14 protein-coding genes and 1 pseudogene are annotated in these 15,805 nt (G+C 70.5%); 3 read left to right on the top strand and 12 right to left on the bottom strand.

Features of this window, described 5'->3' with window-relative positions:
• Positions 1-257 precede the first annotated feature (257 nt).
• From ACTYVM_RS22000 to ACTYVM_RS21960, 9 genes and pseudogenes are all read right to left on the bottom strand, one after another.
• Positions 258-860: a hypothetical protein gene (locus ACTYVM_RS22000; RefSeq protein ID WP_445527567.1), complete on the bottom strand. Its 603-nt coding sequence runs from the start codon at positions 858-860 to the stop codon at positions 258-260.
• A complete protein-coding gene (locus ACTYVM_RS21995) occupies positions 847-2,391 on the bottom strand; it encodes a substrate-binding and vWA domain-containing protein (RefSeq protein ID WP_445527566.1) in 1,545 nt (514 codons plus the stop codon). The genes ACTYVM_RS22000 and ACTYVM_RS21995 overlap by 14 nt, the downstream gene beginning before the upstream one ends.
• On the bottom strand, positions 2,388-3,560 hold the full coding sequence (locus ACTYVM_RS21990; RefSeq protein ID WP_445527565.1) for a toxic anion resistance protein: 1,173 nt from the start codon (positions 3,558-3,560) through the stop codon (positions 2,388-2,390). The genes ACTYVM_RS21995 and ACTYVM_RS21990 overlap by 4 nt, the downstream gene beginning before the upstream one ends.
• Positions 3,557-4,645, bottom strand: coding sequence for a substrate-binding domain-containing protein (locus ACTYVM_RS21985; protein ID WP_445527564.1), 1,089 nt, complete (start codon positions 4,643-4,645; stop codon positions 3,557-3,559). Before ACTYVM_RS21985 ends, ACTYVM_RS21990 begins: the two co-directional genes overlap by 4 nt.
• 193 nt (positions 4,646-4,838) lie before the next feature.
• A complete protein-coding gene (locus ACTYVM_RS21980; RefSeq protein ID WP_445527563.1) occupies positions 4,839-5,255 on the bottom strand; it encodes an SCO4983 family protein in 417 nt (138 codons plus the stop codon).
• Positions 5,242-6,111 (bottom strand): class I SAM-dependent methyltransferase, encoded by an 870-nt coding sequence (locus ACTYVM_RS21975; RefSeq protein WP_445527562.1) that lies wholly within the window; start codon positions 6,109-6,111, stop codon positions 5,242-5,244. The genes ACTYVM_RS21980 and ACTYVM_RS21975 overlap by 14 nt, the downstream gene beginning before the upstream one ends.
• A gap of 520 nt (positions 6,112-6,631) precedes the next feature.
• Positions 6,632-7,540 (bottom strand): IS982 family transposase, encoded by a 909-nt coding sequence (locus ACTYVM_RS21970; protein WP_445527561.1) that lies wholly within the window; start codon positions 7,538-7,540, stop codon positions 6,632-6,634.
• Positions 7,541-7,604: 64 nt separating this feature from the next.
• Positions 7,605-8,153: a GNAT family N-acetyltransferase gene (locus ACTYVM_RS21965; RefSeq protein ID WP_445527560.1), complete on the bottom strand. Its 549-nt coding sequence runs from the start codon at positions 8,151-8,153 to the stop codon at positions 7,605-7,607.
• A 116-nt stretch (positions 8,154-8,269) separates the two neighbouring features.
• Positions 8,270-9,361: pseudogene (locus tag ACTYVM_RS21960) on the bottom strand (FAD/NAD(P)-binding protein).
• A gap of 32 nt (positions 9,362-9,393) precedes the next feature.
• On the opposite strand from ACTYVM_RS21960, the gene ACTYVM_RS21955 reads away from it, so the two are divergent.
• Together ACTYVM_RS21955 and ACTYVM_RS21950 are read left to right on the top strand one after the other, a co-directional pair.
• The gene (locus ACTYVM_RS21955) at positions 9,394-9,876 is read left to right on the top strand and encodes an RrF2 family transcriptional regulator (protein WP_445527559.1); all 483 of its coding nucleotides are present in this window, start codon (positions 9,394-9,396) and stop codon (positions 9,874-9,876) included.
• Positions 9,877-9,997: 121 nt separating this feature from the next.
• Positions 9,998-10,699 carry a hypothetical protein gene (locus ACTYVM_RS21950; RefSeq protein ID WP_445527558.1) on the top strand — a complete coding sequence of 234 codons (702 nt, stop codon included), beginning with the start codon at positions 9,998-10,000 and terminating at the stop codon, positions 10,697-10,699.
• A gap of 44 nt (positions 10,700-10,743) precedes the next feature.
• Here the strand turns inward: ACTYVM_RS21950 and ACTYVM_RS21945 are convergent, their stop codons facing one another.
• Both ACTYVM_RS21945 and ACTYVM_RS21940 read right to left on the bottom strand, forming a co-directional pair.
• On the bottom strand, positions 10,744-11,259 hold the full coding sequence (locus tag ACTYVM_RS21945; protein WP_445527557.1) for an HPP family protein: 516 nt from the start codon (positions 11,257-11,259) through the stop codon (positions 10,744-10,746).
• 133 nt (positions 11,260-11,392) lie between these two features.
• Positions 11,393-12,094, bottom strand: a complete 702-nt coding sequence (locus tag ACTYVM_RS21940; RefSeq protein ID WP_445527556.1) for a haloacid dehalogenase type II — start codon at positions 12,092-12,094, stop codon at positions 11,393-11,395.
• Between the two features lie 346 nt (positions 12,095-12,440).
• Between ACTYVM_RS21940 and ACTYVM_RS21935 the strand changes: the two genes are divergently transcribed.
• On the top strand, positions 12,441-14,099 hold the full coding sequence (locus ACTYVM_RS21935; RefSeq protein ID WP_445527555.1) for a penicillin-binding transpeptidase domain-containing protein: 1,659 nt from the start codon (positions 12,441-12,443) through the stop codon (positions 14,097-14,099).
• 56 nt (positions 14,100-14,155) lie between these two features.
• On the opposite strand, the gene ACTYVM_RS21930 is transcribed toward ACTYVM_RS21935, so the two are convergent.
• Complete coding sequence (locus ACTYVM_RS21930) at positions 14,156-15,799, bottom strand: MFS transporter (protein WP_445527554.1); 1,644 nt, start codon at positions 15,797-15,799, stop codon at positions 14,156-14,158.
• Positions 15,800-15,805: the final 6 nt, after the last annotated feature.

Below are 15,805 nucleotides of genomic sequence, written 5' to 3'. Positions count from 1 at the left end.
AACGTCGTATCAGCTCTGATTCGATCTTCGTCATCCGGTGATTAGAGCATGCACTTTCGGGCGTGTTGGAGGCGTCCAGGTCATAGTGAGCCGGCACGCCCGCCTGGTCTGCGGCGTATGTGTTGATCTCGAGAGTCTTTCCGAACTTTGAAGGATTGGCCGCTTTCGCTCGGCCTGGAGCTGTCGGAGTCCGACCTGGACCTCCTGCTCACCGTGGACAAGGAGGTCTGGCGCGACGAGGCGGCCCCGGTCCGTCGTCACTTCGAGCGGTCCTCCAGATACCGCGTATGGGTCTCCTGCCGCCGTGCCTCCGTCTCGCGCAGCGCCGAGGCCAGTCGGTCCGCCTCCTCGTGCAGCAGGGACAGCTGTCTCTCCAGATGGCGCTCGGGCGGCTCCTGCCCGGGGGTCAGCCGGCTCCACCAGCGGGTCCGTACGAACGTGTCGACGGCCTCCGGGACGTCCTGCCGCACGGCCCGCGACAGCGTGTGCACGGCCTCCGGATCCTGGACGAGGACATCGGCGACCCAGCCGGGATCGAGCAGCGCCGCCAGCAGCTCGGTCAGTTCGGTGAGGCGGCCGGAGGCGGCGGGCGGCAGCTCCACATCCGCCAGATAGGCGCGCAGCGTCCCGAAGTCGGCCCGCAGTTCGTCCAGTTGGGCCGAGGCATCCGGAAAGTCGGGCACCGCAGGGCGCTCCGGCGGGGCGATCAGCGCGCCCGCGCCGTACAGACCGGCCACCACGACGGGCCAGTAGGGGCCTGCGACCCCGGTGAAGGTGAGCGCGAGTCCGACGATCCCGCAGGCGCTGCCGGCGATGTTCTTGCGTGACTCGAGATAGCCGAGCGCCCTACTGGTAGCCACGGATCTCCTCGAAGGCTCCGTCCAGCGAACCCTTCTGGGCGTCGAAGAGGCGGCCGCCGGTCAGTTCGGCGATGTGTTCCAGCTCCTTGCGGTCGGAGTCGCCGAAGAGGATGGGGAAGACGGGGATGTCGCGCTGGTGGGCGTCCAGCCGTCGGTAGAAGGCGTCGAAGTCGCCTGCCTCGGCCCCGGTGGTGTTCTCGCCGTCCGTCATCAGCACGATCGAGGTGAAGGCGTCACGGTCCGTCCCGAGGTGCTCGTACGCCTTCTCCAGGGAGGTGTAGAGGGCGGTGTCGCCGCCGGGGGTCAGCGCCTCGGTGTCCGCGCGGATGGCGTCCGCCCCCTGCCGCGGATCGGACGGATCGACCACATGGGTCCGTACGGACTTCACCGCAGACCCGAACGCCATCAGGGTGACCTCCTCCCGGGCGCGGAAGTCGCCGGTCAGGCCCGTGAGGGCCCTCTTGAGCCTCTCGAGACGGTCGCCGGCCATCGAGCCGGAGGTGTCCAGGACGTAGACGGTGCGGGAGGGGCGGCGCAGCGTGTTCTCGTACGCCCCGAGCAGGCCGTCGGCCACGGACCGGGTGCCCGGGAAGGGCAGTTCGCGGCGCCGGCCGGTGTCGAGTCCCGCGGCCGGTGACACGGACGCGACCACCGGACGGCGATGGGTGCGTTCGGTGATCAGCCGCTGCACCGCCGGGGCACGCAGGGCCTCGGCGAGCCGGCGGACGTCCTCGCGGGTGTCCTGGCTCGTCGAGGAGAGGGAGGAGAGCGGGTAGTCGGCGGTGACCACGCCGTCGCGGGGGCGGATCACGGTGAGCCCCGGGATGCCCTGGAGTACGGACTCGTAGTTGAGCAGGGCGTCGACGTCGCCGCGGCGGGCGTAGGCGGAGGCCAGCCACCCGGAGGAACCCGAGGTCAGCTTCTGCCCTTTGAAGAACTCCTTCAGCCTCGGGGTGGCCTTGGCGACATCCGCGTCGGTGAGCGCGGACTGGGCGTCGGAGAGCGCGGAGGCCACCGCGATCAGTGTGGAGAACCCGGAGTTGGAGCGGGCCGGGTCGGTCATGCCGTACGTCAGCCTGCCGTCCCGCACCGCCTGCTCGACCTGTGACCAGGTGACGTCGTCGGGCTTCCAGTGGAGCGCGCTCACGGTCGCGGGCTTGACGCCGAGGGCGACCGGACTGGACATCACCGGGGTCTCGGAGACGACCTTCTTCGCCGCCTCGGGGCGCAGCCGCAGATAGTCGTCGGAGGAGAGCCAGAGCGCGTCGTAGCGGCCGTCCACCGCGCCCTCGGCGAGCTGGTCCACGGCGTCCAGGGTGCCCGTATAGGTGGGGCGGACCGTGATGCCGGTGCTCTTGCGGACCTCGTCGAGGACCGGGGTCATGTCGGCGAGCTCGCTGGAGGCGAGCACCCGCAGGGTGCCGGGCCGGGCGGCCTCGTCCGTGTCCCGGGGCTCGGGGGTCGTCGTGCACGCCGTGAGCAGGACGGCGAGCCCGGCGAGCACGGCCGGTCCGCCAAGACGCAGCCTCATGCGGAACCGCCCTCCAGCGCACCCTGGGAGCGGCTGCGCGCCAGATAGGCGCTCGCGTGCTGGAGTTCGGTGCTGAGGGACTCCACCGTCGCGGCCATGGTCTCCGTCGCCTGGACCTTGTAGGTGTCGATGGCGTCCAGGGTGCGGTAGATCTGCTGGAAGGCCGAGCGCAGGGTCTCCGCGCCGACCGCCGGGTCGGCGGCGATCCGCTGGATCTCCCCGCTCTGGGTGGCGAGCATCTCGGCGTTGCCGCGGATGAGGTCCTCCGTGGTCCCGCGCAGGGCGTTGACCTGGTCGACGACCTTGCGCTGGTTGTCGAGGGCGGAGGCCAGCATCACCGAGATGCGCAGGGCGGAGACCGTGGTGGTGGCCGCCCGGTCGACGCCCTTGATCAGTTCGTCGTTGTTGCGGCGCACCACGTCCATGGCGAGATAGCCCTGTGCGCACACCGCGAGCTGGGTCAGCAGGTCCTGGTGCTTCTGGCGGACCGGGAAGAGCACATCGGCGCGGAGGGTGTCGGCCTGGGCGGGGTCCGCCGCCTCGGCGTCCGCGATGTGCCGCTCGACGGCCGTGTCCAGGGCCTCGGTGAGCACGACGTACTCCTGGAGCCTGCCCATGGTCTCCCAGAGGCGGACGCGTTCGGTCTGGAGGGCGGCGTTGTCGCGGCGCAGCTCGTCCTGGCCGCCGCGCAGCGAGCCCACGATCCTGTTCAGCGTCCCCTGCGCGGAGGCGTACTTGGCGAGATGGTCGCGGAGCCGGTTGCCGCCGGGCAGCCGGGAGAGGAACCGCCGCCCGCGGCCGGCCGGAAGATCACGGGGATCCAGGTCCTCCACCACCCGCCTCAGTTCGACGAGCGAGGTGCCGACCCGGGACTGGGCGTCGTCGCCCTTGCCGGGCAGGCTCCGGACCGAGCGCTCCAGCATCCGGTTGGACTGGGCGGACGCGCCGCGCATCTCGCTCGCGCCCAGCGCGGTGATCTCCCCGACCTTGCCGGCGAACTCGGGGGAGCGGGCGTCCAGACCGGCGAGCCCCGTGACATAGTCCGCGGCCTTCCTGGCCATGTCCGCGCGTACGGAGTCGTCGAGCGGCACCACTCCGCCCGCCTTCTCGCGCGGCACCGGGGCGACGGGCTCCGGCGGGGTGAGGGTGAAGGTGTCGTTGTCGGTCACGTGTTTTCCCCTTGGCCCCGGGCCCGGCGCGCCATCTCGTGCAGCACCGCGGAGGTGGGCACGGGCGCCTGCCGGACACCGGTCAGCTTCTGGTTGAGGTACGAGGTGTGGGAGGCGGTCGCCGCCGTGAACTCGGCGGTGTCGCCCTGCGGCCGGAATCCGTGCCGGACGGCCAGCCGGCGCAAGGTCGGGTCGGTGCTCAGCAGATCGCCGAGGTTACGGCCGGCCGGGGTGAGGGGCACGACGGTGTGGTCGCTGTTGACGGTGGTGTCCGGGTAGAGGACGGTGAGGTCGTCCAGGCCCTGGCCGTCGGTCAGCAGCGCCGCCACCTGGGACTCGTAGACGAGGACGAGCGGATTGCCGACACCGCTGACGAAGTCCCGGAACGCGGCGTCCGAACTGGGCTGTTGAGCGCCCTGGACGCTGATCAGCTTGTGCATCAGGGGCGCGGTGCGCCCGATGTCGGCCTTGCTCGCCGCCACCCGCCCGCCGCCCGCGACATACGAGGCCGCGGCGAGGTAGAGGGCGCCGGAGTTGGAGGTCTCCGGGTCGGTGCTGGCGATGTAGAGCGTGCCGGTCAGCTCGCCGTGCCGCTCGGCCCCCTTGAGCTGCTGCCAGGTCCGGTCGTGCGCGGCGGCGTCGAGGTAGCGGGCCGTGTGCAGCGTGCCGCGGTGCCGGTCCAGGGTAGCGAGCCCGTTCGCGGCCAGTACCTCGGCGGCGCTGCGGTGCGCCACGACGACCAGCGGCGAGTAGAACGGCCGCGGCAGGGGCTTCTGCACGTGGTACTTGGCGGCGAGCGCGTCGGCCGGGGCCTGGCTGGAGGGGAAGGCGAAGTCGTACCCCTCGAGGTCGAGCCCCTCCATGGCCCAGGACCCGGAGGTCTCGGTCCTGACGGTGTAGCCCTTGGCGGCGAGGGCCTTCACCACGGCGGGGTCGGCGAAGAAGTCCGACTTCTCCGATCCGATCACGCCACGCACGGTCTTCGTTGCCGTGCTCGTGTCCTGTCCTTCACGGCCCGCGACGACGGCGGTCACCACTCCGCCGATCAGCAGCACCGCCAGGACTATTCCTGCGATACGTCTCACGCCCGGGAGCGTGCTCCCGGAACCCGACATTCCCCCTGCGCCCGGGTGAAGGGAAGGTGACAGGCCGATCCCGGTATGCAACAGGAATGAAGCGTTCCGGAAGCGGCACCCCGGGGCCGGGGCGAGCCGGAACGGTCGGCGGACGCGGACCCGTGTGGCCGGTCGGAGCCTCCCGGCGGGGCGGCGACGGCCGTCAGCCGGAGGTGACCGGTTCCCGCGGCTCGGCCAGGGCGGCGGTGTGCGCGTCCATCCGTTCCGCCGTCAGGATCGCCGCCGCTGTGTCCTCGCGCGACGCCACCACCAGGGCGCGGCCCGTCAGAGCGTGGGCACGCCGGTGCAGCGCGGCGAAGCGCGGTTCGGGGCCGTGCGCGTTCTCCGTCGTGCGGGCCGGCGGGGCGTCCTCCACGAACTGCCGGTCGCGCCCGGGCAACGGGGAGCCCCAGCGCAGCCTGGCCACCTGCTCGGTGAGCCGCCCGGCGGCCTCGCCCAGCTCCGCGGAGGGTTCCTGCGCGCGCAGTTCCTCCGCCACCGCGAGCACGGCCGCCAGATGGCCGGCGAGCTGGATGATCGATTCCAAGGGGTAGGCCCTGTGGCAGTCAGTTCGCCCCATGGTGAGTGGGGAGCAGCCGGGTGGTGGCGATGTTGAGGCGCATGCCGGAGGGAATACGGCCGTCGGCATCCAGTAGGGCTGGGGCAGCGGCGAGGAACTCGGCGCGTAGGCTCGCGGTCTGCTCCGGGTCGAGCACCACCATGTCGTAGAAGGCTTCGGTGGTGTAATCCCAGACCTGTTCCGGGGTGCCGCCCAAGTCGATGACGACGGTGTCCCAGCTCACCGGCGCGAATCCGGCTGGGCCCAACAATTCGTCCAGGCCCTCCCGGCTGCGGGCCCTGCCATCGCCGAGCCGCGGTATGGACCGCTCCGGCGACGCCGCCTTGAAGTAGGGGCGGGCGAGAGTCAGGAACAGGCTCATGGCCTGGCCGTCGACGGCCCCGCCCCCGACGGCGATGGCGAGCCGGCCATCGGGCGCCAGCACCCGAGCCGCCTCGGCGGCTATCCGGTCCACGTCGTGCATCAGCATCAGCGCCATGTGCGACACCACGGCGTCGAAGGAGTTGTCGGCGAAGGGCAGTTCCTGGGCCCGCCCTTGCCGCAGGTCCGCACAGGTGAGAGCAGGACGCATCCGGGCCAGCGCCAGCTCCTGGTCCGCCAGGTCGATGCCCGCCAGCTCCTCGGCACCGGCCGCGGCCAGCACCTCCAGCAGCGCGCCGTCCGCGCAGCCCAGGTCAAGCACCCGGCGGGCTCCGGCGACCTCGGCGGCCAGAACCTGGTAACTGGTGCGGCCGTCGGCGAGCGGGGCCCGCTCCGTGTTGACCGACTGGCGCCCGGGTCCGTTGTTGTGGAAGTCGCGCAAGAACATCTCGGGGGCGTCGGAACTGGATCTGCGGGACGAGGGAGTTGTGGTCATCCCCCGGACCCTACAAGGCAGTTGCCGGACGCACCCCTCCTCTGAACGGCGGAGTCGGCCATTGCTGCTGTTAGGGCACCGCGCTCAGGGACAGGGCCCGGAGCGCGCCGGGATGCTGGGAGACGCCGCCAGCAGTAGACGTCGGCGCAGGAACCTTTGGTCGCGCTACCGCCCGCAGTTGTCGCCCACCGGCAGGAACAGCTCCAGTCGCCGCCACTCCACCTCCGGCACATCGACCGGGCGAGGCCCGCAGCCTGCTCCCGGATCTCGGGGACAGCGGTCGTCTCCCACATCTCGCCACGCCGATGGGCTCCGAGAGTCCACAAGGAGCGGATCTGTCCGTCGCGGGACGGGAGCCGTCCCCCGGCGGTGCTGGCGAGCCCGATGCCCAGCGGCCCCGGAACGGCCAGCCCCGAGGACAACAGGCAGGCCAGGAGGGATCACGGGAGTCGATCGGACGCAGAGCAGGACCGGAACAGTCCACCACCCAGCCGACTCCTAGATGATCAATTCCAAGGGGTCAGTGATCGTACGAGGTGATCGAGCGGAGGGTGGCTTGTCTGGTGTGGTCGTTGTGCCAGATGGCGGCGGTCAGCGCCAGTATGCGCTGCATGACGCGGGCGATGACGCCGCGGGGTGTGCGTCCTCGGTGCTGTTCGAGGTTGAGCTGTCCCTTGAAGGTTTCGTTGACTGACTCGATGAACTGCCGGAGCGGCTTGAACAGGGATCCGCCGGCCCGCTGCCGTTCGTCCTTGCGGGTGGGCCGTAGCAACTGGATGCCCTGTTGGGCGAGTTCGTGTTCGAAGTCACGGCCGAAGTAGTTCTTGTCGCCGATCAGTGTCTGGCCGGGCCGGGCGCTGGCGAGGTGCAGTTCGGCCGCGAGCAGGTCCAGCAGGGTCTCGCGCGCCTTGGCCCCGGTCAGGGCGAAGGCGACGGGCAGGCCCTGGAGGGTGCACACCAGGTGCAGCCTCAGGCCCCAGAAGAACCGGCTGTGACTGGCGCAGTACCCGTACTGGGCCCATCCCGGCAGATCGGAGCGTTTCACGGTCTCCCGGGAGCGGCCGCACTCCACGGGTGTGGAGTCCACGATCCACACCTCGTCGCTCCACACCGAGGTGTTGGTGGCCAAGATCCGGGTGACCTGACGGAGCAGCTCAGCGGCCTTCCGTAGCCGCTTGTTGTAGCCGGGTTGCTGCGGCAGGTACGGGAAGAGGTGCCGCAGGTGAGCCCGGGCATGCCGGAGCCACCTGGCCTCGGAGGTGAACCCGAGCACGGCCTGCATCATCGAAAGGGTGACCAGTTCGGCGTCGGTGAGCTGCGGCGTGATCCCCACAGCAGGCCGCCACGGCGCCAAGTCCGGACGCTCCTTCAGCAGGTCGTCGGTTGTCACATAGAGTGCTGTCGCGAGGGTGTCCAGGTTGTTCGTCACACAACGATCTTGGGCTTCCTCGTTCTCGTCTCCGCAAACGCCCCCTGGAAGATCATCTATGGCGTCACGCGGGGTTCGCCCACTCCTCGCGAAGCATCCCGAAGAGCACACAGTCGTAGCGCTTCCCCTCCACCAGCACAGCCGACCGACGGCGGCCTTCCTCACGGAAGCCCAGCCTGGTGAAGGCGCGCACGGCGCGCTCGTTGCCGCTCCAGGTGTCCAGCTCCAGTCGGCTCAGGCAGTACGCACCGAACAGGTGGCCCACGAGCAGCCGCAACGCGTCACTGCCATGGCCGCAGCCCCAGAACTCCTGCTCGCCGATGGTGACTCCCAGCGTGGCCACTCCGGCGTAGGGGTCCAGATCCCGGTAGTCGGCCATGCCTATCACCCTCCCGCCTGCCAGATCCTCGACCGTGAACACGGCCGACTCCCTCGGGCTCAGTCGCAGCATGGTGTCGAAGCCGAGCCCGATCGCCTCCGCCGTGACAGGGCCGAAACACGGGTCACCACCTGCGGCCCAGCGCACCACCTCCGGGTCATTGCGCCACCGGAAATGGTGCTCAGCGTCTTCGGAGCGCAGCGCGCGCAGCCTTACCAACTTTCCTTCGAGCATTGAGCAACCCTATCGATCGCAGAACCGCTCAAGGCTGGCGATCCATGCGCGGATGTCCTCGACACCTCTGCGTCAATTGGGCCAGGCGGTCGCACTGACCCCTTGGAATTCATCATCTAGGGGTGTGCCGAACCCGTCACCGTGACGGTCAGTGCGTCCGGCTCCATCCGGGTTCCGGTGGCCTCGCCCATGTGCAGACGCAGTCGCCGGGCAGTTCGGAGCCGGGTGACCGTCTCTGCCGTCTCTGGTGCCATCCGGTGCCGGAGCACGTTCCGTCGATGCTGGTCGGTCTGCAGGAACTCCGCTCCTTGCTCCTCTGCCAGGGCGCCCCACAAACGGGCGGTCAGCGGCCGCAGGCCGTCGACGGCTGGCCGCCAGTCGCCCTGTGCGCGGGCCACCCGCCGGATATGCCGCACGACGGCCGCTCGCAGTCGAGGTAACGGCAACCCGTCCAGATGCTCGGCCGGTTGCACCGGTGGCAGCGACGCGATGGCATGGGCGTGGGGCAGGAGACCGTGGCGGGACAGGACATGGATGGTGCGACCGGGACGGTCAAGGGTCAGAGCGACGTCCACGGCGGTAAGGCCGCTGCCGACCAACAGCACGTCCTCGCGGCCCGCGAGGGGCCCCGCCAGTGCCCCGGGACTCCAGGGATCGCTCAGGAACCGGCTCGTTTCACGGAGTTCTGGCGGTGCCCACCGGGCCGAGCCGGCCAGTGGTCCGGTCGCGAGCACGACACTGTCGGCGGCGAGGCGGGAGGTGTCGGCCAGGGTCACCTCGGCGCGGTCGCCATGCCAGGCACATGCTGTCGCACGTGCGTGTAACCGCCGGTAGGTCATCAGGTCGGCCGCCCGTTCCACGAAGGCGGCCGAAGTGGCGGCGAGACAGTCGTGGTAGTGGCCTCGGGGGACGAAGGAGCGGGCGGTCGCGGTGGGGTCGCGGTGCCGGACGAGTCAGTCGACGAAGTGGTCCGGCTGATGTGGCAGGCAACTCATACCACTTGCGGGCACGTTCAGAAGATGCCGCGCATCGTCCGTCGCAAAGTCCATGCCGACTCCGGTCCGCGGGCTTGGATCGACCACCGTGAGCTCCACCGGCTTGCGCCGCCGGACGGCCTCGTCGGCGACCTGTACGACGACCATGGTCCCGGAGGCTCCGGCGCCAACCACCACCAGTTGGTGAGGATCACGAGCGCGTGTGCCGGGCATCTGCGCCTTCACAAGGATTCTCCATACGTGCGATGGCCGAACTCGCGCGCAGTCCTCAGTCACCGCAGAAGGCTGAGCAACTGTCCGCTTCCCAGGACATACCGGTGCGATTCCTGTGGTCGATCCTGCGCGAGCTGCGACAGCATCGGCTGGTACTCAGCAACCGCGGCCCCGACGGGGGTTACCGGCTTGCCAGGCCGCCGGCGGAGATCTCCATCGCCGACGTCATCCGCGCCATTGACGGTTCACTTGCCAGCTTCCGGGATCTCAAACTCAGCGACCTCAGTTATCCCGGCGCGGCCGCCGCTCTGCCGGACGTGTGGCGCGCGGTGCGCGTGAGCCTGCGAAAGGTTCTAGAACGCGTGACGCTGGCCGACTCGCGGTCGGCGAACTGCCTCCCTGTGAGCAGCAACAGGCCCAAGAGTACCGGGATGACGTACGGCATCACTCGTAGTTCCTGTCTCCTCGATCACGATCGGAGCCGGATGGCCGGTTGTGGGGTCGTCGTACGCTGACTCCGGCTGATCGAAAACGGGGGAGTCGATGACAGCGCGGACGATGGCTCACAGCGCGGGCAGACAGCCGAACAGGGACAGTGCGAGCCGGAAGTCGCCGGGCCGGACGCGGTTCACAGGCGTGCTGCTGATCCTGCTGGCTGCGATACCGGCGGTGCTCAGCTGTCTCGCGTTCACCGCATGGCTGCCCTCCAACGGGGAGCAACTCCGTGGCTACCGCGCAGCCGAGCCCTGCCCCGTTCGAGCGACGGCACAGGTACGCGAGAACTGCCTGAGTACCTGGCAGATCACCGTCGTGAAGACGGAGGTGACCGGCACGAGATCCCACTGGTACAAGGTGACGCTGAAGGACGAGGGCTCCTGGCAGGGGGCCGTGGACTTCAACCACGAGCGGCCGCTTTTCGAGCGGCTGAAGCCGGGCGACCAGGTCACCGCCACCCTCTGGCGCCGCTACATCGTGGGGCTCAGCAAGGACGGCGTCGAGCAGAACACCGTGGATGTGCCCCGGGACGAGCTCCAGATGTACGCCGCCCTGGGCACGCTCGTCGGGCTCCTCGCGGCTCAGCTGCTGGTGTTCGGCGCGGTACGCCTTGTCCGGCCTCGTTCCTGCGAGCCCTTCACCTGGGAGCCGTTCGGCTGGCGGATCCTGGTGGCGATCTTCGTCGCCTCCTTCGGGGTGGGGATCCCGGCCATGTGGCTGGGCATCCCGTGGTGGTGCGTGCCTCCCGCCATACCCGTGGTGTGCGCGGCGGTGATGCTGTACCCGCCCATGCGGCGCAGGCCCCCGGAAGTCTGGCCGGAGGATCGCCGCACAGCAGTCTGAGGGCCTGCTCCCGCGCCGTCGGCGACACCACATCCACCACGGCCTCAGTCGTGGAAGGTCCGGCGGGTGGGCACGCGGAGCCACGGGATCTTGGCCAGTGCGACCGCCGTCGTGATCACGACGGTGAGGCCGGTGAGCATGCCGAACAGCGGCAGGCCGGGTCGGGCGATGCCGGACGTGATCATCAGCGCGGTCGCGGCGGCCGGCGGATGGTGGGCGTCCAGCACGACCAGGGCGAGCAGCGTCAGGCCAACCCCCAGGGCCTGGGCGCCGATCTGCGCCGGTGTGTCGATGTGCTGCTCGATGATCGAGGGGCGCCTCCACAGTCCGAAGGCTGCGAGGCAGGCCAGTCCGCCGGCGGTCGCCGCGGCGTGGCCCAGCACGGCGCTGCGCACCTGGGCGGCCTCGGTGTCCGGGTGGGCCAGCAGAAGGTAGGCGGTGGGACCGACCGTCGTGGTGAGCATCATCAGCCCGATCAGATGACCGATGAGGCCGGTCGCGGTGAGCAGCGCGGCGGCCAGCACGAACAGCCGTCCCCCCACCAGCAGCCGGATCCTCAACGGTCCTCACCGTCCGAGCACTTCCCGATGCGTGCCTGCCCTGCCTGGCGCCCTGCGTGGTGGAACCCCGGCGCACGCCGCAGCGTCAGGCGGCCGGCCGTCCTCGAGCGGCGGAAGCCAACGCCCAGGGCGGTCACCCTCGGTCCGGGCCGCGCGCGCCGTAGCGCTCGATCAGCTGGTCGGCGATCGCGTCAAGGTCCTGCCCGACGTAGTGGGGCTGGGGGCCGACGTCGAGTGGCGCGTTGCCCTCCCGCAGGATGAGCGCGGCCTGCCAGCCGGCCGCCGCGGCGCCGATCGTGTCCCAGACGTGGCACGCGATCAGGCAGATGTCGCCGGGCTCGACTTCGAGCGCACTGGCTACCGAATGGTAGGCCTCCGGGGCCGGCTTGTGGCGTCGCACGGTCACGTCGACGCTGAAGCGGCGTTCGAACAGGTCGATCAGGCCCGCCCCCTCCAGTTGCCGCTCGGAGATCTCCAGCGTGTTGTCGGTGAGCGTGAACAGCCGGAAGCCGTGGTCGTGGAGTCGGCGCAGGGCCGCTGGGACTTCGGGATGGGGCGGCATGGCGGCGAACCGGTCTGTCAGCTCGGCACTGTCGGCGCCGCTGATCGTGATGCCGCGAGTGGCGGCGAGCATCCGGAGCACGGCGCCGCCGATGTCGGTGAACGGAACGTACACTCCGCTGAGCGTGAGCGCCTCGGAGTAGGTGATCAGGTTGGCGAACCACAGGCGCATCGCGGCGGGGTCGTTGAAGATCCTCTGGAAGGTGGGGTGGAGCACGTCCAGATCGAGCAGGGTCTCGTTGACGTCGAAAACCACCATCGGTCGCTCGGACACAAGTGGGCCTTCCTTCATCCGTGGGGGCAGAAGATGTGGACCGCCCCCATCGCCATTGGGGTGGCCAATCCGGGCGCCTGAGGGCCGTGCGGGCCTGCCGGAACTCCCCAGCAAGGACGCCATCGACTGTATGGGGTGCGAGCGACGCGGTGGGAGACCGCGCAGGAGGGCGCCACGCGTCGTTGTGCCGTGTCACTCGCCTGTACCAGCGAGCGCTCCGCCGTGTGGGTCCTCGCACAGGCGGAGCTCCGGCCGTTGACGTCGTCAAGGGGCAACTTGACGGTCCGATAACGATCCATCGAAAGCCGCTGCCTGCACCGCGCGCGGCAAACATACGATCCGTCGCATGAACAGAGCTGTGAAGATCGGCATCGCCGGTACCTGCACGGCGCTGCTCGTGACCGGGGGAATCGGCGCGTACAACATCGTGCATGGGCTGACCTCCGGAGTTGCGGGCGGCGGTCGGGCCGAGGCCGGGCACTCCGTCGACGAGGCGGCCGTGTCGAGCTCACCGCCGTCGGAGGCCAACGCCGTGAAGCTGACCCGGGCGTTCCTGGACAGCTGGTCCAAGCAGCACCTCGACGGCGCGGCGAGCGACACCGACGCTCCGGACACGGCCGGGCGGGCGTTGCAGCGGTACACCGACGAACTGGACCTGAAGAAGGTGACCTTCGGTCAGGTCGTCGCGGTGGGCCGGTCGACGGTGACGCCGGGCGCCACCAAGGTCACCTTCCTCGTCACGGCCCAGGTGGCGGGCGGAACCTGGACCTACCCGAGCGCTGTGGCGGTGGTGCGGAGTACGGGCGGCCAAGCGGCCGTGCACTGGAACAACTCGGTGCTCTACCCCGGCCTGGGTGAGGAACAGTCGCTGACCGCGGGCGCGCTTCCCGCCGACGCCGGCACCGCCAGGGTCGTCGCCCGCGACGGGAAGACGGACCTGGCCACGTTCCCCTCGCTCGAGGACATCACGGCGACCATCCGCGAGAACGCCACGCCCACCGGTGGCAGCCCCGGCACCGGTGTGGCCGTGGTCGACGCCCGTGGTGCGCTCGTCGAGACGGTGCAGGTCTTCACCAAAGGGAAGGCCCCGGTGATCAGGACGACCATCGACGCGCGCCTCCAGGCCGTGGCCGAGGGCGCCGTGAAGGACGATCACCTGGGCGAGAAGGCGGCCGGCGCGGTGGCGCTCGACTGGAGGAGCGGCCACATCCTCGCGATCGCCCACACGGGCGCGGACGGTGACATCGCCATCAACGGCATCAAGTCGCCGGGCTCCACCATGAAGATCATCACCTCTGCCGCCCTGTTCGACCAGGTGGGCCTCACCCCGAGCAGTCCTGCCCCGTGCACGGACTCGCTGGTCGCCAACAGTCAGTCCTTCCACAACGACTCGGGCGTGAGGGCCAACGCCGCCGCCACGATCGCCCAGGCGTTCACCGTGTCGTGCAACACCTCCTTCATCAAGGACGGCTTCCGCCACCTGGTGCACGACGGGGACGCCTCCGCCCTGCACGACGAGGCGGTGAACGTGTTCGGCATGGGCAGCTGGTCGATCGGCGGCGGGGTCGCCACCAGCGACCCGAGCATTCCGGCGGACGTTCAGGGCGGCGACCAGGCCGCCCAGTTCATCGGCCAGGGCAAGGTCGCGGCCACGCCGCTCTTCATGGCGTCCGTGGCGGCCACCGTGCGCAACGTCGGCTTCAAGCAGCCGATCATCCTGCCGGACCAGCAGCAGGACACCGCGCCGCGGCCCATCTCCGCCCGTACGGCCGGATACCTGCAATCCATGATGCGCAGCGTGGCCACCAGCGGTACCGCGGCACCGCGCCTGGGCGGGCTGGCGGGCGTCGGCGCCAAGACGGGCACCGCCGAGGAAGGCGACGGTACCAACGGCTGGCTGACCGCGTACAACTCCCGTATCGCCGTGGCCGCGCTGGTCGAAGGCGGCCGCTCCGGCGTCGACTCCGCCGGCTACGTCGTCCGTCCGCTGCTGACCGCGAGCTGACGCGTCCCCGGTCACCACGACCGGTGCCCCGACGCGCCACCCGGTGGCGGGGCCGCCTACCGCGTGGGAGCCGTTGCGGGCATGCCGTCGCGTCCGGGCGGCAGGGGCGCGGCCCCCTCGTGCTCGTCGTCGGCGGAACGGGGGGCGTGGACCCCGATCATGCCGAAGGCGGTCAGCGCCGCGGCGACCGCTGCCGCCGCGCCGCACACCAGGTAGGCGGTGCCGAAGCCGCTGCCCAGGGCGTCCAGGGCGATGGCGTGGGCCGCGGATCCGGGGGTGCCGGGCGGCAGGCTGTTCACCGCGATGGGCCCCGCGGCCTGGGCGATCTCACGTGCCGCTGCCGCCTGACCGGTCGGCAGGCCCGCGGCGGGGAGGTTCTTCGCGAACGCCGAGCCCGCGTTGCTGAGGGCGACCGCGCCGACGACGACGGGGCCGAGCACGAAACCGAGGTCGCGCAGCATGTTGGTGGTGGCGCTCGCCATGCCCGCCAGCTTCGGGGGCACGCTGTTCAGCGCCACGGCCGTCACCGAGCTGACGGTCAGGGCGAAACCGACGCCGATCAGCAGGGCGGGGGCGACGAACGCGCCGAGCCCCGGGTCGGTGACGTCCAGTCGGGTGCACAGCAGGCAGCCGATCGCCATCAGGGCGAATCCGGAGGTCAGCAGCCAGGTCGCGGCGACCCGGTGAAGGAGGCGCGAGACGACCGGGATCAGCACGAAGGCGGGTCCCTGGAGGAGCAGGAAGGGTACCGCGACGCGGATCGGGTCCTGGTGCTGCACGGGACCCAGCCACATGCTCGTCGCGAAGCAGGCGCCGAGGAAGGCCATCATGCCGATGACCGCGACGACGGACGACACGGTGAAGGCCCGGTTGCGGAACAGGGTCAGGTCGAAGATCGGGGACTCGGCTCCCAGCTCCACGACGACGAACCCGGCGAGGACACAGGTGCCGAGCAGGAAGGCGAGGATGACGGGAAGGGTGGTCCAGCCCGACTCGGGCCCCTCGACGGCGCCGTAGAGCACCAGGACGAGACCGACGGCGAACGTGATCTGACCGGGCACGTCGAGCCTGCGGCCCTCGGGCGCCTTCGACTCCGTGGCCAGCACCAGGGTGAGCACCATGCTGACCAGCGCGAGTCCGACGAGCACCCAGAAGGAGCCCCGCCACGACCCGATCTTGGCGAACATGCCCCCGAGCAGGGGCGAGACGGCGGCGCCCGCGGACAGGAAGCCGCTCCACACCGCCACCGCGTGTGCTCGTTGCCGCGTGGTGCGCGTGACGGCGCTGATCGCGGTGAGCGAGCCGGGGAACATGGCGCCGGCGCCCAGTCCGTTCAGGGCGGCGCCGATCCACAGCACCTGGACGGTGGGCGCGAGCGCGGCCACGGCGCTGCCCGCGGCGACCAGGGCCGTCCCGGCCGCGACCAGCCTGCGCCGTCCGAAGAGGTCGCCGAGGACACCGAAGGTGAACTCGAAGCAGACCACGGCGATCATGAACGCGGCGGTGATCCACGTGAGTTGGGATCCGTGCGTGTGCAGGTCCTCCTGGAAGAGCCCGTTGAGCGAGGCCGGCAGCGCGTTCGCGACCTGGGCCACGAAGACCGCGCAGCAGGCGGCAGCCAGTGTTCCCGCGTAGCCCGGTGTCCGGGCGGCCCCCGCGGTCGGGCCCTGGGACGTCGTCGTCCCGTTGTCGAGCGTCATGGTCGT

It is taken from the genome of Streptomyces cyslabdanicus (genome assembly GCF_052663305.1).
Note: the sequence above shows the minus strand (reverse complement) of the source record. Positions and strands in the feature narration are given on the sequence as shown.

Coding starts and splice junctions, on each gene's coding strand:
- ACTYVM_RS21930 (WP_445527554.1), bottom strand. CDS start 15,799: ATGACGCTCGACAACGGGACGACGACGTCCCAGGGCCCGACCGCGGGG.
- ACTYVM_RS21995 (WP_445527566.1), bottom strand. CDS start 2,391: ATGAGGCTGCGTCTTGGCGGACCGGCCGTGCTCGCCGGGCTCGCCGTC.
- ACTYVM_RS21975 (WP_445527562.1), bottom strand. CDS start 6,111: ATGACCACAACTCCCTCGTCCCGCAGATCCAGTTCCGACGCCCCCGAG.
- ACTYVM_RS21955 (WP_445527559.1), top strand. CDS start 9,394: ATGGCCGAACTCGCGCGCAGTCCTCAGTCACCGCAGAAGGCTGAGCAA.
- ACTYVM_RS21965 (WP_445527560.1), bottom strand. CDS start 8,153: ATGCTCGAAGGAAAGTTGGTAAGGCTGCGCGCGCTGCGCTCCGAAGAC.
- ACTYVM_RS21935 (WP_445527555.1), top strand. CDS start 12,441: ATGAACAGAGCTGTGAAGATCGGCATCGCCGGTACCTGCACGGCGCTG.
- ACTYVM_RS21980 (WP_445527563.1), bottom strand. CDS start 5,255: ATGGGGCGAACTGACTGCCACAGGGCCTACCCCTTGGAATCGATCATC.